Origin of the sequence: Aureibacter tunicatorum, from assembly GCF_036492635.1 — a bacterium.
Taxonomy (GTDB): domain Bacteria; phylum Bacteroidota; class Bacteroidia; order Cytophagales; family Cyclobacteriaceae; genus Aureibacter; species Aureibacter tunicatorum.
Genome location: NZ_AP025311.1, coordinates 30,655 through 50,558, shown reverse-complemented (window position 1 = coordinate 50,558; position 19,904 = coordinate 30,655). Strand labels below are relative to the sequence as shown.

The following is a 19,904-nucleotide window of genomic DNA, read 5'->3' as shown; positions in this document are numbered from 1 at the left end:
GTTATATCACTTTAAGATATCCACATCCCATGGCTGTTTTGCCCATGAATCCTCCGTAATAAATGAGTTTTTGGACTTCTACAGGAGCGATAAGCTCGAAGTCAAACAGATTGCCGGGAACGGGCTTGGGTTGAGATTTTTTGAAAACTAAACCACTGGCTCTGGCATTGCCTAAGATACGAATATCCAAATCCTCAAGTCCTTCTTCAAAGCCATCTCCTGCCATACCAAAATTGTAAAGGGCAACAGCTTTGTTGCGGATATTTTTTTTGATTTGCTCCAATACCTGCTCCGGCTGATTTTTGTAAACCAGATATGTTGATTTACCTGTTTTTTCATTGCGTTTGGTAATAGGTGCAGGAGTTATCAAGCTGTATTTCATTACAGGCTTAAATAAAGGCTTTCGAGAAAGATCACTTTTAACGACTTCCCATTGGCGATGACCAAAATCATCACCCAATTCCCATACAGGGTTCATAAGAAGAGATTTTTCAAATACCTTAGCCAGATTACGATCAAAAAAACGTATGCTCCAACCAATTAATTTATCTCCCTTTAATACCATGGCATTAGAAGTCGTCTCATATTCTCTGGGACGAAGCCTATGTGTAAGGAGCTTAAAATTGCGATGTTCTCCTTGATAACCGCGATTATGTAAAAATTCACCTGCTTCGGGACTGACCTCTCCAATTTTCTTATTGAGAGCAGATCCCATGACAGTAGCAAAGGTATAACTTAGCTTATCACTGCCTTCAATCTGTTTGAATAAGATATTATATTCTACCATAGTAGTTTATTTGATTTCATAATTAATTCAGATCAAGAAACTTATGACCTGTTTGCCTTAAGCTGTAGGCAAAGTAAAAGAGTAGGTGTGCTGTATAAGTTTACAGCTGAGAAAATATTTTAAAAAAGATATTTTTTTTTGCTTTCCTGCAAATAATTCAAAAAATCTTGATCTTGGATATTATCAATATGACCGGGAAGACTTAATACAAATCTTCCAACACCTTGATATCTGGCTACTTCAGCTTTGAACCGATAAGGGAATTGATCATTGTCCACAGAAATTCTTTGGGCTTTGGTATCAGGATAATTCTCAATTAGCATATTACCTGCAAGGCGAGACATATCAAATGCAACATGCAAAGTCTCTGATTCTGCACAGGACCAACCAAAAGCATCGTGAAATTTGGGTTGATAAAAATCAAAATGAGAAACGGAGTCCTTAGTAACAGTCAAGGATGAGATTCTATCGATTTTGAATGTTTTACAAATATTGTCTTCGATATCAAGGGCATAAAGTCTTTTGTTATTATCAAAAAGATCAATAGGTTCGACTTTATAATCTTGGATATTATTTAAAAAAGGGGCTTCGTATTTGATCAGGTTGATAATTTTTTGATGCTTAATAGCATATGCAATTTCTACTCTGTGTGTGAGGGTATTAGCTAATTTCATCACTTCGTTATGGCTGAACATAAATAGCTTTTTTCTAATCTCACTAAAATCGTTGGGATCTTCTTTACTGATCAGAGCCATTAATTGCCTTTCTTCTTCTTGAGTCAAAAAAGTATCCTTCATTATTTCACCATCTTTTTTGATGCAATAGCGAAAGTATTTTTCTCCAACAACAGGTTCTTTTGAAATAAAGCCGGGATATATTAATTCATCAATCAGGTTCTTGTCTTTAATAAATACCTGACGTGAAATACCATATTTATCGCAAGCTTCCTCAACGGTAATACCATGCGAATGAGATAAATCGCCTATCATCTTAAAAATTCTCAAGCATTGAGAGTGTGTAGACATGAAATTTATTTTAGCAATGAAAAAAACATAACCTTTATTACAAAAAGCCATATTACAATTTATACTACTAAAAAAACACAATCATAGGTGTAAAACAATAGAATACACCTTAAATAACTTAAATTTAATAATGACAATAGATATATTTCATCTTATTTAAGATAAGTCATAGATTGTAATTAAATAATGATTTTTAAATTCAAGCTATAAACTTTTTTATCGATAGTCTTAATTGTTCGTCGCATATAAACGAATTAATCAGCAAGTTTTACCAATTACGCTTCGCTTTTCGGTATTTTTTGCGTTCGACGGCGGGAGCGAGCATGATACCCATTTCAGCGACATGACGTCGCACGGTCGTGATGGACAGGCCTGTTTCGTCTGCTATAGCTAAGGCGGTCTTTCCTTTGGAGTTTCTTATGATTTGTTGATTGCGTTCTTTGATGAGCTTCTGGTGGAATCCTGAGGGCATAGTCGTTTGTGTTTGCTCCCAGTGTTAAAACACTGGGGTATGGTTTCATTTGTTTTAATAACAGCGTTGAAACGCTGGATAGGGCGAGGTTGTTTACGGGAAGAAGATCGCGAAGGATTCGGAATGGGTATAATGTTTTCTTTATGGATTGGGAGACGCAAGGGATTGTGTCTGTACGAAAAGTCATGTAAAAGAAAATGAAAATATTTTACATGAAAGGGTTGTCATGTAAAAGAAAACGTTTTTTCTTTACATGAGGATATGATCGTATAAAAGAAAATGGGAAAACTTAACACGAAGTGGCAACCTATGAACTTGCCGTACCAAGAAATAAAAGAAAGTATGAAAGTGTATAAGGCTTTGATACCTGCTCACAGAGCACTGGCTGAACTAAAGGCAAGTTCGAGAAACATTCCAAATGAAGAGATTTTGATTAACACCTTGAGTATACAAGAAGCTAAAGACAGCTCAGAAGTCGAGAATATTGTAACGACACATGATGATATATTTAAAGAAAGCCTAAATATTGATTCATATGTTAATGCCTCAAGTAAAGAAGTGGAAAACTATATATCAGCACTAAAAAGAGGATATGCTATCATCAACGAATATGGTATGTTAACGTCCAACCATATAGTAGAGATACAAAGTGTATTGGAAAAAAACAAAGCAGGATTTAGAAGTGTTCCAGGAACTAGCCTAAAAAATCAAAAGACAGGTGAAATAATCTATGAGCCACCACAACATCCTGATATTATCAAAGACTTAATGGCTAACTTGGAGCAGTTTATCAATGATGAAGAAATGTCAGATTATGACCCGATAATTAAAATGGCCATTATACACTTTCAGTTTGAAAGTATACACCCATTTTATGATGGCAATGGAAGGACTGGAAGAATCATCAATGTCTTGTATTTGGTGCTTTCAGGGTTACTTGAAATGCCTATATTATATTTAAGCAGATATGTAATTCAAAATAAGGATCAATACTATAAGGCAATTCAGGAAGTAAGAGACAAAGGGAAGTGGGAAGAGTGGTTGATGTATATGACAAAAGCTGTGGAAGAAACCTCAAAAGAATCACTGAGACTCATCAATTTGATTGACAAAGAAATGCATATGATGAAAAATCTACTTAGAGAAAAATATAAGAAGATGTATAGTCATGAATTCTTAAATCATTTATTTAAGCATCCATATACAAAGATAGAGTTTTTGGAAAAGGAATTGGGTATAACACGACCAACAGCAAGCGGTTACTTGAATAAGCTGGCGAAAGATGGGATATTAGAAAAAAAAAGCATGGGAAAATCATTTTATTTTATCAATAAATCTTTGGTAAGGGTATTATCAAAATGATAATAACGGATTCTATGGTGTATTATACACTAACGATACGCTAGAACTATCGCATGTATTTGATACGCAATGAATTGCGTCTGTACGATTGAATGGGGATGTAAATGAGCTGGCGGTGGTAATGAGAATCGGGCTGGCACTTAGGCCAGCCCCTACAATTTTTAAAATATGGATTGCTGCTGTGGTGTCGATGGTTGGTTCTCAGACCACCAAATCTCTATGTCAAGCCACTTTTGATCTTCTTCGGTACCGAAATGTTTGATCAGAAATGTGCCGTACATATTCCAGCATCTTTGGGGCGCTTTGTCTCTTTTTTCGATGAGCTCCTGCAGGGATTTTTTCTCTTCTGCATTGCCGTTTTCATTGACCCATTCCACATATTTGGCTTTGAAGGAATCCGGAAATTCTTGGATATACTTCTTTCTGACTTCCAAGTAGTACTTGTTATAAAGCTCAGATTTTTCTTTGGCTAGCTTTTCCTCTTCTTTTTCTTTTTGCTTGAGCGCTTGTTGCCTAATCTTGGATTCTTTCTCTTCTTGCTGTCGTTCGAAATCTTTCTTGAAGTTCTCCGAATTGATTAGCTTGGCTTTGTAGGCTTCTGGGTTCTTGATGTCTGTACGAGACGCTATGAGGGCGTCGGCGTGTTGATCGATTGTATTAGCCTCTTCACCAATTAAATCTTGAGAATTTAAAATGGAAATACTGTCTAAAGATATAGGTTTACGCTTAGATGAAATTTGGAATTTAATACTTACGACTTTTTTTCCTTCTCGTTGTTCTATAAATGAAACATCTAAATCAGAAAATTCATTTATTTCATGAACTGCCGGCGTTATCACAGTTCGTTTCATCTGAGAATAAACATTATAAGTTTTTATATTCTCAATATTCAAAAGTTCTTTCAGAAAAAGTAAATCCAACTCTCTCTTGCCGATTTTTTCATATTGTTTACACAATTCATAAAGCCTAATCGAATACTTGGATTTAAATTTATAAACATTTGAAAGCAGATACTGTGTATAATTAGCCTTAAGATCCAAAAGATAGGGTGATATTTCTGCTGAAAATTTAATAGTGACCTTATTTTGACCACGTTGTTTTTTTGCAACTGCAATAAAGTTAATAGACTCCCATTCATCCAACTCATCTTTAAGACTAATTGAAGTATTTGTTAAAGGCTTAATCTGCTCCTTAACAGAACGAAGCTGAGAACCTCCTATAGGAGCATTATGGTCAAGGCCAAGTATATCATGGATATCAATGCTCATTTCCCTTAATTGCTTATCCCCTGGCTTAATTAAAGAAAAAGCTAAAAGAATAGCTCTTTGCTGTATCAACGAAAAGCCTTCTTTAGCATTAACAAGCTTATTAGATTTTACAATCTTGTAATCCATAGCATTATTATTTCATATCTTTCCTCTCTCTATCCTTTCAACATTTTATTAAAGAATACAAGAAGATTTTAAATCAAAAAATTTCTTAATAGCTTCAAAGCCCCTCAATATATAGCCTATATAAAAATCAGTCATGATACAAGCTATTAATAGTACGGAACAAGATATAAAAGTGTGTTAAATAAAACAATTTATATCGTGATACAACATACATAAAAAAATAAAGTGTGTGAAAAATGCCGTTTCAAAAATCATAGCTTGACTTGAAAAGCGAAAGTCAACACAGAAAAAGTGTTATAATTATATTCTCAACAAGAAAAAATCAATCAAAAGAATTAAGTGTGTAGAAAATAAGAGTAAATGACAATAAACAACACACATTAACGGCATATTTCACATACTTGAACGGCACTTTCCACATACTTGAACGGCATATCCCACACACATTAACGGCATTTTTCACATACTTAAACGGCATTTTTCACACAGATAAGGTGTGTAAAAAATTGATTTATAATAGGTTATAAACTCTGAAAACAATAAAACAGTAAAACAATTAAAACAACAAAACAAGAGAGGTTTGATTTTAAGTTTTTCTCGTTAATTAATAAATTACCTTTTTAGTGAAAAATTATTTTATCTATCATTAATTACATTATGTTAAATATTTTCATGTAAAATAAACTTCTTTTGACTATTTTTAGAAGATCTTAAAACACCTTTCCTCAAAAGATCATCAATGTCTTGGCTAGCTATTTCAAAAGAACATGAAGTCATTCTACTCCATCTATTTTTCGTTATCACAGCTGTAAAATCTGGATGAAGCAATTTTTTTAGTACTTTCAACTGTCTTTTGTTAAATTGCATTTGGGCATTTTGCCTCCAAAATTCATCTTTTTGAATGTTTCCATCAAGATATGTAATCGATAATTTTAGAGCTGAATCAATAGTCTGGATAAACCAGATTAGATATTCGGTCACATCCATATGACCTTTGGAATTTTGGCCTAATGCGGAATAATATTTATTCTTAAAGTTGACTATATAATTAGAAATCGCAACAGTTTTCACTGATGAGGCAAGTTCATTTTTTAATATATAATCAATTATGCTCCTGCCAATTCGGCCATTGCCATCCGCAAAAGGATGGATTAATTCAAACCATAAATGCGCTATTCCTGCTTTAACGAATGGGTGAGTGCCTGTTTCATCATTCAGCCAAGCCAAGAACTTATTCATATGCGTATTAATTGTATCAACTGGAGGGGCTAAATAGATTACCTTGCCTGAGCTTGTTCTAATTTCCATTCTAACATCACTATAAGCTCCTATAGGCATTGTAGGGTCTTCAGAGTTACCATTGGGGAAATACAGTCTATGCCACTTAAAAAGTCTCTCACGAGTCATACAAGTGGCACCAGTGACAGCATCTAATAGAACCTTCGCATTGACTTCTTCATTATCCTGTATATTATCAGTAGATACTATATTATTGCGAATAGAATCTTGAATATCTGTTTCATTAAGATATTGCCCTTCAATTTTAGCTGTGGCTATAATCTCTCTGGCTAGCATATCATTAATAATCTTATTTTTTTGTTCTAAGCTTATCGTTCGATACTTTTCCTTCAAGACTTCTAAAGTTCTCACCGCAATAAGGATTTCCTTCAATATGGCTTTTTTATTGTAAGTGAAATTTGGGAAGTCGGGATGATTATATTTATATAACTCTTCCATTCTTTTTTCGCATAAAGTCAGAATAACAATGTAAGAGAAATAGTTTATATACTCCAGCAAGCTCTGTTTTTTATCCCTCTTTTACATATTCTGAAGCGATGCAAAGAGTATCAATAGCTTCATTGATAAAATAGTTCAGATCATGATTACCGTATTCTGTCTTTTGAAAAGATTTATAATACTTGCTTTTTCTTTTCAAAATCACTTCTGAAATAGAAACCTTAAGTATTGAGTCATAACCGGACTTGATCAAAAACCAATAGAACAATGCTCTGGCGGTTCTTCCATTCCCGTCAGAATATGGATGAATATAGGCTATCATGTAGTGAATTATAGAAGCCTTAACTATCGGATGAAAATCATGCGTCTTAGTATTTGCAAAATCGCATAATTCCAATGTTAGCCTTTCAATTTTTTCAAACCTTGGAGGATAATGAACTACTTCTCCTTTAATCGTATCCGAAACATAAACTTCACCTTTTCTGAATCCTCTGGTCTTGTAATCAGATGATGTATCAAGCACTATAATTGATTGAATATCAGAGATCATATCAATTGTTAAGTCATCTTTTGCATGTTCAACAATATATTTCATTGCAGCTACATTATTGAAAATCATCTGCTGAGATTCTTCAACTGGAGAGTTGCAATCATTCAGCATTTTTTTAGCGACCTTGGTTGTTATATTAGCCCCTTCAAGTTGAGAAGAAGAAATCGCTTCATCCACCAATTTAACTATACCCTTGGTTGCCGCCTTTTCCAAGCTTGACTCAATTTGTTGAAGTTTTTCACTTTGAAAAGACGTAAGTCTAGATAAAAACAGATAATCGCCAAACCTTATTTTTACTCCAGACTTATATCGAAAATCACTAATTATAGACCACACTTCTTCTTTGCTCAAATTATTGATTTCATAGCCTTTTTTATATTTCATTTCCGTCCAATAAAGATATTCTCTATCCGTCATTTCTAAAAATGATTGAAGTTCACTCTGGCTTAGCAAATCTTCTTGAACATTAACTGACATTGGGGATAGCTCCAAACTCATATGCTATACAATTGAATTTTAGATTTATAAAAATATGCAATATAAAGCTTCTATTCTTAATCTAGAAAATTTTGAGTCTGATCAAAAAAGAAAGATTACATATAGTATCAGGGGGGTGTAATCACCGAGGGAAAATCGAATTTAAGGATAGGGGGTATCAACAACTCACATTTTTATTTCATTAGGCAATAGCAAAATGAGAAACAGCCAAAAAACTCTGTCAAATTATTAGACTTTTAAAATGATATGTCAATTGAAAAAAAGTGATTAATGAAAAATGTCTTTAATACCGAGAAAATTTCATTTTTTTAAACAAGCAAGTCCTATTACAAAATTTACACAAAAAAATCAATAGCATATTTTTTATTTTTCCAGAAGGTTGCAGTTTAAGAGATTTCACAAAGGGACGTTTTAAAAACGCAACAAACTTCTTAAATTTGATTCATTAAGCAATTACATTTGAAATTATGAAGTACGTGGCTTACTATAGAGTATCTACAGACAAGCAAGGCAAGAGTGGGTTAGGGCTAGAATCTCAAAGAGCTATCATTGAGCATTATTTCGAAAATGATGAAATTATACTGGAGTTCACTGAAACAAAAAGCGGCTCCGACCTTAATAAAAGGACAGAGCTTCAAGAAGCTATGAAATTCTGCAAGGACAATGGATATACATTGGTAGTTGCTAAATCAGATAGATTGACAAGAGATATGACAGATGCAATGCATATTCTTGGAGAATTAGATAACAGAGTTCATGCTTGCGACATCTCACAGGAAAAGGGAAAGCTTGACATGTTTATCTTTCAAATATCTATTGCTATTGCTCAAAAAGAAAGGGAATTCATTTCCATACGAACAAAGCTTGCCCTCAAAGCGAAAAAGGAACGGCTTAAGAAAGAGCAAAACATTCATGAGCAATCAATTCCTTCAGATCTCGCTACACCTAATAAGTTCACACTTGGCAATACTCAAAACTTCACGAATGACGGAAGACGAAAAGGACGTGAATCTATGATAAAGAAAGCTAAAGAACGAGAAAGAACTGCCTATTTTTTAGCCAAGGCTCATAGAGACAATGGCTATACCTTAATTGCCATTGCTCATAAGCTCAACGAAGCAGGTCTTAGAACGGCCAACAATAAACTATACGGAAAATCCCAAGTTTCTAGAATGTTTAAACGGTGGAATGATAGCTCATGCTTAACGTAAGCTATGTATTAAAATACTGATAAAGTATATTTTGACTGCATTTTCTTAATATTTGTATTCGACTCAGGTCTTTTCAGGCTCAAGCGATACTTAATCAGTATTCTATAAAACGACAAGATTCTAAAAGCAAAAGCATAAGAATAAATTATTTTTAAAATGGCTATGTGAAAGCAAGTCTCATAGGATAATATCATACTTGACTCTCATGCTTAGGGTCATTATTATTACTTGTTAATGCAACTATCTTGAGGTTTTACAAACATGAATATTTGAATAATAAAAAGATATGAATCAATTGTTATGTATGCTTTTTCCAATAATGTTGCTAGCAATTGCACAATTAAAAATTACCTCTATATAATTAAATTATTTACAATTAATTTTGAATTTATCGAATTCATTGCGTTGAAATATTATTTCCATTCTATCTTTTACAGAACAATACGGGTAGCTAGGGCTACCCATACTATGTTTTTTATGTAATATCCAATGCCTCCTGTGCTTTGGCCAGAAACTCCCTCTCTCCGATATGCTTGTGCCAGTCAGGGAAGGCTCTCGTGTCGATCATCCAGTCAAATAGGGTCGGTAGATCACAGCCGAGGTCTTCAGGCTGGTCACTTTTGGGAATGCCTTTATTATTCAAGCTGATGCGATACATTTGGCTCTTGCCGTCGACGATGCCCCAGCAGATATAGTGATGAGGATATTCAGCTTCTTCCTCTTTGGTGTATGCCCATACATTGAGCTTTTTGAACTCAGGATAGGCTTCCTCGGTGAAGATATCACCAGAGTAGTCCCAGTATTCTCCCAAAGCCTCTTTGCCTCCTTTGTTTTCCCACTCTTGGAAACGAAGAAAATTCAAAGCATTCCCATCTTCGTAGATTACTGAATTCTCGGGATGTGCATTAAAGAGTGAGGTTGTGAAAGTCTCATAAGGCCTGTATAAATGGACAGACATTTTCAATTTATCCTTGAAATAATGGATAAAGCCACCACCGCATTCCATGTAAAATGCTAAGATGTCATCAGGAAGAGTATCTTGACGTTGATCTTCAATTTTCATCATTTTAAGAAAGCTTCTTTGTGCGTCAAGTTCTAAAGCATCCTCCCCAAACTCTTGCCCAAAAGCCTGATAAAGCTTTCTTCTGAATCCATAAGCAGCAAAGGTCTTGGATTTGTCTTCGAGCTGTTCGACTTCTTCTCTGAAGGAAAACTTCGAAAGATCAGCTTCGGGAAGTAAATATTCCATTAGGCGAAAGAAGCCGTTATAGCGACGTTTGACATTTTCAGGTAAAGTCTCAGCGACAAAAGCCTGCCACATTTCCATGCCTCTTGTCATCTCGAAGAGATCATAATATTCCTTCAGACTTACACGAAGTGGACAGAGCTCTCCATTCTGAAACATGTAGTAGAGCTTATAGTCACCCTGCGCATCGATACGAATCAATGTAGTCGCATCATGCCCAAATCCACGGCTCAGAATACGAAAGTCCAGATTCTTGGGCAGAAATTCCCGCAGAGCACGGGAACCATAGCCTAGGTCGAGGGATTCTTTGTAATCAAAGATAAATGATGATGATAAATGTTCTCCTGAAGCGTTGATACATCCACCAAACTTTTCATTTTCTTCCCTATAAAACCAGACACTTTTGAGATGATAAGCATCAAAAGCAAAAACTTCTTTTAAATCATCATTGTAGATAACATTGTATTCCTTAAAATCATCTTTATGATCATCATGGTATTCATCGATTGAGTCATAATCGTCCCAAGATAAACATGTATAAAAAATAGGATGTTTATAATTATTATCATTTCTTATCTCTATTCCCTTAGATTTTATTTTTTTTCGTCTACTCATAATTAAAATATTAACACATTAGAAAGATGCATCTCTTCTAATCCTTCGATAAATTCAGTATAGCTAGTTTGCTTGTTTCTAGCTATTCCATTATCCTTAAAGTACTTTTTCAGCCAAGTATTATCCCCTTTGATGGCTTTACGCACAACATCGGTATTGTCTCGGAACCAATCTTCGGATTTGATCGTTTTGCCATCTGACAGTGGGAGGTCGGTGGTCAAGGAGGCGGCTTGATTTTTCTTTGCATATAGCCTGATACGTTCGATGCTGTTGTTCAAGTCATAATGCTGAGAACCAAATTCAGGAGTTATTCCATTTTGCCAGTCTTTATCAATAGGATGTATATCAAGCGTAAAAGGCTCAAAAAGCATTCGATCTCTCACCCATTGTTTATTCTCATTATATCGGTACTTCCAAGAGGTAAAAACGATATTATCGGCAAACCAGAATCGTTTAGGAGTTTCCTCACCAAAGTTTGGTACTTTATTATATCCCTCATCTGTTATATCATAACTAGCGCCCCCATTATAATTTACTTTGGCATCAAAGCCAACGACTTCGTTTGATTCTGGATTTTTAAGAGCTTTGGCTCCAATAATTTTTTTGATTTTACTTTCAAATTTATTGAGATGCTCTTTATTATTTTCATCGCTTTCAGGCACAAGGTTATAAGCTGCTCCAGGGCCACCGAAGTTTTCGTTAATGAGTAGGGAAGAGACAGTTTCATCCATTTTTTTTCTTAATATAATGAATGCTGATGAGAAGTAATTGAGCAATAATATAGAAAATCCAGAAGTGATTTCCGAAGCTTTTGGGGTTTGCATTACAAATGCAAGCTATAAGGAAAAGGTTCGTATCAGAGATGACGAACCAGTTGTGACATATGAGCAGTCAAGACATAAAAAAATCCCGAGGCTTGAGCAATGGGATTTTGGGTATTTTAATAAATGTAAGCGAACAGAGGAGCCATACAATACGGGTAGCCACACAGGGCTACCCATACTATGTTTTTTATGTAATATCCAATGCCTCCTGTGCTTTGGCTAAGAACTCCTCATCGCCGATATGCTTATGCCAATCAGGGAAAGCTCTGGTGTTGATCATCCAATCAAATAAAGTCGGCAGGTCGTAGCCGAGGTTTTCGGGCTGGTCGCTTTTTGGTATGCCTTTATTATTCAAGCTGATGCGATACATTTGGCTCTTGCCGTCGACGATGCCCCAGCAGATATAGTGATGAGGATATTCAGCTTCTTCCTCTTGGGTGTAGGCCCATACATTGAGCTTTTTGAACTCGGGATAAGCTTCATCCGTAAAAATATCGCCTGAATAGTCCCAGTATTCTCCCAAAGCCTCTTTGCCTCCTTTGTTTTCCCACTCTTTGTAGCGGAGGAAGTCAAGTGCATGTCGATCTTTCGTTACGACAGCATTTTCTTTATGAACATCAAATAAACTTGTAGCGAAGCTATGATACCTATTGTAAATATGAAGGTCGGATTGAATATCATCTTTACTATACGATAAAACGGCCTCACCTGCATCCATATAATAAGCAAAAATTTCATCAGGGAGTAGGTCCCCTCGTTGTTCTTCGCAAGACATGATTTGTGAAAAACTATTTTGCCCCATAAAGCTCAATGCATCCTGCCCAAACTCTTGCCCAAAAGCTTGATAAAGCTTTCTTCTGAACCCATAAGCAGCAAAGGTCTTGGATTTGTCTTCGAGCTGTTCGACTTCTTCTCTAAATGAAAACTTCGACAGATCGGCTTCAGGAAGCAGGTATTCCATCAGGCGGAAGAATCCATTGTATCGACGTTTGACATTCTCAGGAAGTGTCTCTGCGACAAAAGCCTGCCACATTTCCATGCCTCTTGTCATCTCGAAGAGATCATAATATTCCTTCAGGCTCACACGAAGAGGACAGAGTTCTCCATCCTGAAACATGTAGTAGAGCTTATAGTCACCCTGCGCATCGATACGAATCAACGTAGTCGCATCATGTCCAAATCCACGGCTCAGAATACGAAAGTCAGGATTCTTGGGTAGGAACTCTCGCAAAGCGCGGGAACCATAGCCTAGCTCGAAGGATTCCTTATAATCAAAGATATAATCAAGAGACAAATCCTCTCCAGAAGCATTGATACAGCCTCCGAATTTTTCTTCATCTTCTCTGTAAAACCATACGCTTTTGAGATGGTAAGCATCAAATGCAAAGAATTCATAAAGTTCATTATTAAAAACTATATTATATTCATTTAAATCCTCACCAAAGTCATTTTGAAATGCTTTAACATCCTCATATTCAGTATATGATAGTCCTCCATAAAATATAGGTGTCTTGTAATTATTATTTTTATGAATTTCTTTACCAACTATATCTAATTTCTTAATTCTATTCATAAATTAAAATTCTAAAACATTTTTTGTACTCATTTCTTGCAATCCAAATATAAATCTATTGTAAGGAATCCTAGTTCTACCTTTAACTCCATTATCCACAAAATACTTCTCCAGCCAAGTCTCATCAGAGTAGAAGTCAAGGGTAGGCTTTGGCGCCGTTTCCCATTTGGGCTGATCGATGCCAAAGGTTACGGGATGCTTTTTAAGCTTAGCCATCAGGCTTTTGCTTTCTGGATCGTTGGCCTTGGCTTTTTCCCACTTGCCATTGACCTGTTTGTAGGCCCAAGCCGTGATCGACCATTCATTTGGCACCATGCTTTGCTTAGGTAGTCGTTCTCCGATATTCGGTGTGTTTGGATTGGAAAGAAGATCTACATTAACGTCTTTTCCTTTGTAGTCCAGAACAGTCTCAAACCCGACTACATGCTGGTTCTTGTTATCCTTGTCGTTGGCAGTGTCACCGATGAGTTCCTTGATCTTTTTCTCAAAAGTATGGAGGTGATTTTTATTATTGTCCGAAGTTCCTGGCGCAAGGTTTTCAAAGGAACCGATACCTCCGAAGTTTTCGTTGATGAGTAGGGAAGAGATAGTTTCATCCATTTTTTTCTTAATATAATGAATAATGATGAGAAGTAATTGAGGAATGAATATAGAAAATCCAAAAGTGATTTCCGAGCCTTATGGAGTTCGCATTACAAATGAAAGCTATCAGGAAAGGGTTCGCATCAGAGATGACGAACCAGCTGAATATCGATGGCAAACGAGCAGTCAAGGCATAAAAAATCCCGAGGCTTGAGCAACAGGATTTTGGGTGATTTGATATATGTAAGCGAACAGAGGAGCCATACAATACGGGTAGCCACACAGGGCTACCCATACTATGTTTTTTATATAATATCCAATGCCTCCTGTGCTTTGGCTAAAAACTCCTGATCACCGATATGCTTGTGCCAGTCAGGGAAGGCTCTGGTGTCGATCATCCAGTCGAATAAGGTCGGCAGGTCGCAGCCGAGGTCTTCGGGCTGGTCGCTTTTTGGTATGCCTTTATTATTCAAGCTGATGCGATACATTTGGCTCTTGCCATCGACAATACCCCAGCAGATATAGTGATGAGGATATTCAGCTTCGTCCTCTTGGGTGTAGGCCCATACATTGAGCTTTTTGAACTCGGGATAGGCTTCCTCGGTGAAGATATCACCAGAGTAGTCCCAGTATTCTCCCAAAGCCTCTTTGCCTCCCTTGTTTTCCCACTCTTGGAAACGAAGAAAATTCAAAGCATTCCCATCTTCGTAGATTACTGAGTTCTCGGGATGTGCATTAAAGAGTGAGGTTGTGAAAGTCTCATAAGGCCTGTATAAATGGACGGACATTTTCAATTTATCCTTGAAATAATGGATAAAGCCACCACCGCATTCCATGTAAAATGCTAAGATGTCATCAGGGAAATTATTTTTCTGCTCTTCCTCTACCCTCATCATCTCCAAAAGGCTTCTTTGTCCATCAAGTTCTAAAGCATCCTCCCCTAACTCTTGGCCAAAAGCTTGATAAAGCTTTCTTCTGAATCCATAAGCAGCAAAGGTCTTGGATTTGTCTTCGAGCTGTTCGACTTCTTCTCTGAAGGAAAACTTCGAAAGATCAGCTTCGGGAAGCAGGTATTCCATTAGGCGAAAGAAGCCGTTATAGCGACGTTTGACATTTTCAGGTAAAGTCTCAGCGACAAAAGCCTGCCACATTTCCATGCCTCTTGTCATCTCGAAAAGATCATAATATTCCTTCAGACTTACACGAAGAGGACAAAGCTCCCCGTCTTGGAACATGTAGTAGAGTTTATAGTCACCCTGCGCATCGATACGAATCAGCGTAGTCGCATCATGCCCAAATCCACGGCTCAGAATACGAAAGTCAGGATTCTTGGGCAGGAATTCCCGCAATGCGCGGGAACCATAGCCTTCGGAGAAAGACTTATTATAATCAAACATATAACTATGCAAAAGGTGCTCTCCTGAGGCATTGATACAACCTCCAAATTGTTCTTCATTTTCTCTAAAGAACCAAATGCTTTTCAACATGTATGTACCAAACAGATAAATTTCTTTTAGTTCATCATTTATTGTAAAGTTGTGTTTCTCAAAAGATTCACGCTCGTTTTCCCAAGCTTCCTCTAAAGTTTCATCTTCATCCCATTCTAAACATGAATAAAATACTGGATTTTTAAAGGAACTGTGTTCATGTATTTGATCACTTACTATATCAATTCGCTTTTCTCTATTCATTTTTTAAAATATTAGAACTTTTTCTTTTTTCATTTCTTTTAAGCCTTTAATAAAGTCATTATAAGGAGCTTTGTCATTTTTTGATTTTATTCCTTTGTCATTAAAATATCCCTTTAGCCAAGTATTATCACCTTTGACCACATTGCGGATGTCTTCTTTGTTTTCGACAAACCACTTCTGGAGCTTGGTATTGGTGAGGATGGAGGTTCCTTGTCTTTTTGAAAACATCGTAAGTCTTCCTTTCAGGTCAGTCTCATCAGAGTAGAAATCAAGGGTAGGCTTTGGCGCCGTTTCCCATTTGGGCTGATCGATGCCAAAGGTTACGGGATGCTTTTTAAGCTTAGCCATCAGGCTTTTGCTTTCTGGATCGTTGGCCTTGGCTTTTTCCCACTTGCCATTGACCTGTTTGTAGGCCCAAGCCGTGATCGACCATTCATTTGGCACCATGCTTTGCTTAGGTAGTCGTTCTCCGATATTCGGTGTGTTTGGATTGGAAAGAAGATCTACATTAACGTCTTTTCCTTTGTAGTCCAGAACAGTCTCAAACCCGACTACATGCTGGTTCTTGTTATCCTTGTCGTTGGCAGTGTCACCGATGAGTTCCTTGATCTTTTTCTCAAAAGTATGGAGGTGATTTTTATTATTGTCCGAAGTTCCTGGCGCAAGGTTTTCAAAGGAACCGATACCTCCGAAGTTTTCGTTGATGAGGTGCATACGAACATAATCCTCCTTGGAGTTATTGGTCATCTCTGCTTTTTGCAAGAACTCCCATCCTTCGGTAGCAACCTGAGGAGTAGTACCAGCCGCACGATTGGCAGAAAGGTAAGTGACAGTAGCCTTACTTGCACGATTACCTGCATTGTCAAATTTAAATTTTGGTAATGGGAGTGAAGCAAGATTGGACTCACCGAAGAAATATTGCATGTTTTGCTGTATTTCCCCCCACTTTTTGTTCACCTCATTGAGATCCTTGCTCCATTCAGTATAAGTTAACTTGACCAGACTGTTGTACATGTCAAGTGTTTTTTGAGCCAGTGACTTATCCTCAGCATTAAGATTTCCTTTCTTTATTTTCTCATTGAGCATTTTGGAAATAGTATTTCCAGAAGAAGAAGTCGTTTTCTGGCGACTGATGGTAACGATCTCATCAGCAATTTTTTTGGAGTTATCAGACTTGTCAAGCAATATGAATCTAAATTTCCAAAAATCAGGATTATTTTTATTTTTAGGAATATAGTTAATCGACTCAATATCAAAACCAAGCGTATACCTTTCAGGATCTTCAAATTCTAAACGAACTTTCTTTTCCAATTCTTTGACTTCCTTCCAATCGTAAGAGTCTTTGGCACCCATAAAGAGTAAAATATTGTCTTTAAAATCTTTCAATGTTACAATATGCTCTGGATTGATTCTGGCAACAATAGCCTTGTCTTTTTTGTTTTTAGGATTTTTATCTACCTCAATAGATTTCAAGCTATATTTTTTCTTTAAGAATGCTATTTCTTTTTCAAAAGACTTGATAGTATCTTTCTTATCAAAGAGTTTGATAGCTTCTTTAGTCGCTAGCTTAACATCGCGTTGTTTTTCTGCATTTGTGCGACTATCTTTTTCCTTTCCTTTGGTCTTTTCACCTTGTTTCGTTTTGGTAGGTTTATCTGCTTTTTTAGCAGTAGCTTTCTTTCCTTTCTTTTTCCCGAATAATTTCCTCGTTTTTTTCCAGAGCTTTCGGATAGCATCGCTGATCTTCTTGCGAACAGATTCTAATATGCCTTTGACTTTTTTGGTCAAGCCATTGATACCGAGCACAGAAGCCAGCACACCAATCAATAAGGGCAATACTCGCGACATGACTTCTTCCACTTTAGAGGCGAGAGCGCTTACCTTGCCTTTGGCAATATCCGAAAGCGCTGTGACAAACACTTGCACCAAATCACCGATCTGAGCAGCTTTGTCGACGAAGAAGCCTACGACATCGATGATTGCTTTGGCAGCTTTAAGCAAGGCTCCAGCGGGACTCAGCAAAGACAGTAGCCATTTGAATCCTGCTTGTATAACTTGTGTCAGCACAGCTTCCTTGATCGTATCAGCGACACCAGCCTTAAAGTCGGCAAGATCATCTTTAAGCTTCTCCCATAGCCCTCCCAGACCTCTCTCGCGTATGATGTCAAACCAATCCAGAGACTTTTCTAGCATTGCCACATTCTTATCACCTATTTCCTCCGCGCCGATCTTGCGGATATTTCCCCAATCAAAACCAAGCACTTGAGAGGCGATGCTTAACATCCCTTGCACTGAGAAGATATTTTCAGGAAGTTGAATATTGAGCTTAGAAGATACTCCTGTTACCCATTGAAAAAAAGCATTTTTGAGATGCGCCGGCATATTTCCCAAGAATGCGTTGATTCCTTGACCTAAACCAGTTGCCAAATTTTCGAAAAAAGCAATAGGATTGAGAATAATAGCTTCCACAACTTCACTCATGCCGTCTATCAAGCTCATGAGCATAGCCCGCATCTCACGGATACGCTGTATAGGCCCTTGCATAGCGTCCATCGCTTTCAATAGCACGCCTTTGTTCTTCTCCTTCAGATCAATCATGCGCTTATCCATATCAGCCACACGCTGTTGATATTGATCAGCTAGAGTGATAACTAGTTCCTCTCTCTTGCTATCCACAGAAGATTGTAAACTATCAAATCTGGATTGAATCACCAATGCCGACTGAGTCCCCAGTTTACGCAGATCAGGAGCTAAACTATCCACGTAGTTTGAAATATTTTGTCGCCCCTCTTTTATGATTTGTTTGGCTTCTTTAAGCTTTGCTGCTACAAATAAAGCTATATCATTAATCGTGGAGTCCAGGGTATTCACAAATACCATTCGGCCTGTCACAAAGAATTCGTTTACTTCATCAGGAAGTCCTACCAAAGCATCCTTTACTCTTCTTAGCTGTCGTATATCCATATACGATTCGCCATAGCGCTCATTTTTATAAGCCGTCATCTTCTGCTCAATATGCTGCTCAAAAGCCAATCGAGCCAATTGGGCGCCTGCTTTAAATTTTAAGGCTACTGCATCGTCCAAATGGCTGAGTATGCCTTGGACTTTGGTTTGGGTATCATTGTAATAAGCCTCGATTTGTTGGCCAACATATCTTCTCTGACTCGAGTCTTGACTTGCAAGCTCGGACTGATCCAAACGAACAGTATTCAATCGAGACTCTCGCTCCACACTCATCTGTGTCAAGCCCATGCTGATATTATGGTCTGCATCTTGGCGTGCGAGATTTAAAGCGTCATGCTCAAATCGCATATATTCATCAACAGAATTATCCACATGGCTATGAGCATTTTCTTTCTGTCGTAGAGCATCCATGAATTCAGGCTCGTTGCTATTGGCAAGTACTTGTTCATTAAGACCTTCTGAAGTCAACATTTGGTCCATTTCTCGGCTTGGGGCTTTCAGAGACTTGTCGACTTGTTGTTGAGGCCTTTCTTTCGGAATTAGAGATTCTGAAGATACTACAGGCTTATCAACTTCAGGTACTTTGGGAAGAGCTATTACTTTTCTTTTTTGGACGCTTGATAAGTCTGGAGATTCTTCTGCTACAGAGCTAATGGGTTTCGCTGATGCTTCTTTATAAGCATCCACATCTTGAACCGCATGCATATTCACTTCCTCGATATTGTTGTTTTCGGCGAAGTTTTCAGCTTCTTCTTCATTGTTAGGAAGCTTCATGGCATTAATGCGTTTCGTCAATTGGGCTTTGAAAGATTGTGCATCAAAATCTTCGGGTTCTTGTTGGTTTAATCTATCAACTTTAATTTCTTGCGCCTTGCCTTCAACCTCTTGATTTGCAACAGGGGCTGCTTTATGGCCTTGATCAATCGAGGACTGAGTCGATGGGTGAATTGCATACTGAGTAGAAGCTGTAGTAATCTGATGAGAGATTAGGTCATGAATATTTTTTGAAGACTCAGGAACTATTGCCCCCTGAGAGCTCTTCTTCGGAGCATTTTGGCCTACTTTATCCTCATCAATCGTCTCGAAGGCAGCGTCATGTAAAGACGGCTGAGATAATTGTCCATTATCAACATCATAATTAGAGATATTGGGTATTTGCGATGAAACCTGGCTATCAGGATAACTATTTGTCAAGGGCTTCTCTATAGAACTAGTCTTTTGAAAATCCTCCGTGTCAGAAAAGTCTGAGCCGATCTTCAAAAGCTCAATGTCGGCAAGCAGTCGTTCTTGTTTTTCTATATCATACAGTTCTCCCTGTAAGGAGGCCCTGTGCTTTCTTTTTTTATTTTTTACAATTTGGGAATCATTCATTA

General features: G+C 37.2%; 15 protein-coding genes. 3 read left to right on the top strand and 12 right to left on the bottom strand.

All coding sequences use genetic code 11. The features are described from left to right. Position 1 precedes the first annotated feature (1 nt). From AABK36_RS25225 to AABK36_RS25215, 3 genes are all read right to left on the bottom strand, one after another. On the bottom strand, positions 2–787 hold the full coding sequence (locus AABK36_RS25225; protein ID WP_309943147.1) for a CRISPR-associated endoribonuclease Cas6: 786 nt from the start codon (positions 785–787) through the stop codon (positions 2–4). Between the two features lie 119 nt (positions 788–906). Next, the gene (locus AABK36_RS25220; protein ID WP_309943145.1) at positions 907–1,812 is read right to left on the bottom strand and encodes a helix-turn-helix transcriptional regulator; all 906 of its coding nucleotides are present in this window, start codon (positions 1,810–1,812) and stop codon (positions 907–909) included. Positions 1,813–2,080: 268 nt separating this feature from the next. Next, positions 2,081–2,284: a hypothetical protein gene (locus AABK36_RS25215; RefSeq protein ID WP_309943143.1), complete on the bottom strand. Its 204-nt coding sequence runs from the start codon at positions 2,282–2,284 to the stop codon at positions 2,081–2,083. A 279-nt stretch (positions 2,285–2,563) separates the two neighbouring features. Here AABK36_RS25215 and AABK36_RS25210 point away from each other — a divergent pair, with 279 nt between their 5' ends. Next, positions 2,564–3,646 (top strand): Fic family protein, encoded by a 1,083-nt coding sequence (locus AABK36_RS25210; RefSeq protein ID WP_309943141.1) that lies wholly within the window; start codon positions 2,564–2,566, stop codon positions 3,644–3,646. 161 nt (positions 3,647–3,807) lie between these two features. Here the strand turns inward: AABK36_RS25210 and AABK36_RS25205 are convergent, their stop codons facing one another. The 3 genes from AABK36_RS25205 to AABK36_RS25195 all read right to left on the bottom strand — a co-directional run bounded on the left by AABK36_RS25205 (position 3,808) and on the right by AABK36_RS25195 (position 7,825). Beyond that, a complete protein-coding gene (locus AABK36_RS25205; RefSeq protein ID WP_309943140.1) occupies positions 3,808–5,040 on the bottom strand; it encodes a replication initiation protein in 1,233 nt (410 codons plus the stop codon). Positions 5,041–5,700: 660 nt separating this feature from the next. Continuing rightward, on the bottom strand, positions 5,701–6,777 hold the full coding sequence (locus tag AABK36_RS25200; protein WP_309943139.1) for a Fic family protein: 1,077 nt from the start codon (positions 6,775–6,777) through the stop codon (positions 5,701–5,703). Between the two features lie 70 nt (positions 6,778–6,847). Beyond that, positions 6,848–7,825, bottom strand: coding sequence for a Fic family protein (locus AABK36_RS25195; RefSeq protein WP_309943136.1), 978 nt, complete (start codon positions 7,823–7,825; stop codon positions 6,848–6,850). Between the two features lie 476 nt (positions 7,826–8,301). Between AABK36_RS25195 and AABK36_RS25190 the strand changes: the two genes are divergently transcribed. Further along, on the top strand, positions 8,302–9,036 hold the full coding sequence (locus tag AABK36_RS25190; protein ID WP_309943135.1) for a recombinase family protein: 735 nt from the start codon (positions 8,302–8,304) through the stop codon (positions 9,034–9,036). A gap of 475 nt (positions 9,037–9,511) precedes the next feature. On the opposite strand, the gene AABK36_RS25185 is transcribed toward AABK36_RS25190, so the two are convergent. The 4 genes from AABK36_RS25185 to AABK36_RS25170 form a co-directional block, all read right to left on the bottom strand. Beyond that, a complete protein-coding gene (locus tag AABK36_RS25185) occupies positions 9,512–10,897 on the bottom strand; it encodes a hypothetical protein (RefSeq protein WP_309943134.1) in 1,386 nt (461 codons plus the stop codon). Between the two features lie 2 nt (positions 10,898–10,899). Then, on the bottom strand, positions 10,900–11,721 hold the full coding sequence (locus tag AABK36_RS25180; RefSeq protein ID WP_309943132.1) for a DNA/RNA non-specific endonuclease: 822 nt from the start codon (positions 11,719–11,721) through the stop codon (positions 10,900–10,902). Between the two features lie 187 nt (positions 11,722–11,908). Beyond that, complete coding sequence (locus AABK36_RS25175) at positions 11,909–13,294, bottom strand: hypothetical protein (protein ID WP_309943131.1); 1,386 nt, start codon at positions 13,292–13,294, stop codon at positions 11,909–11,911. Positions 13,295–13,297: 3 nt separating this feature from the next. Beyond that, complete coding sequence (locus tag AABK36_RS25170) at positions 13,298–13,894, bottom strand: hypothetical protein (RefSeq protein WP_338390373.1); 597 nt, start codon at positions 13,892–13,894, stop codon at positions 13,298–13,300. 43 nt (positions 13,895–13,937) lie between these two features. On the opposite strand from AABK36_RS25170, the gene AABK36_RS25165 reads away from it, so the two are divergent. Then, positions 13,938–14,090, top strand: coding sequence for a hypothetical protein (locus AABK36_RS25165; RefSeq protein WP_309943496.1), 153 nt, complete (start codon positions 13,938–13,940; stop codon positions 14,088–14,090). A 91-nt stretch (positions 14,091–14,181) separates the two neighbouring features. Here the strand turns inward: AABK36_RS25165 and AABK36_RS25160 are convergent, their stop codons facing one another. Both AABK36_RS25160 and AABK36_RS25155 read right to left on the bottom strand, forming a co-directional pair. Next, positions 14,182–15,567, bottom strand: coding sequence for a hypothetical protein (locus AABK36_RS25160; RefSeq protein ID WP_309943494.1), 1,386 nt, complete (start codon positions 15,565–15,567; stop codon positions 14,182–14,184). A 3-nt stretch (positions 15,568–15,570) separates the two neighbouring features. Next, positions 15,571–19,902, bottom strand: coding sequence for a phage tail protein (locus AABK36_RS25155; protein ID WP_338390372.1), 4,332 nt, complete (start codon positions 19,900–19,902; stop codon positions 15,571–15,573). Between the last annotated feature and the right edge of the window lie 2 nt (positions 19,903–19,904).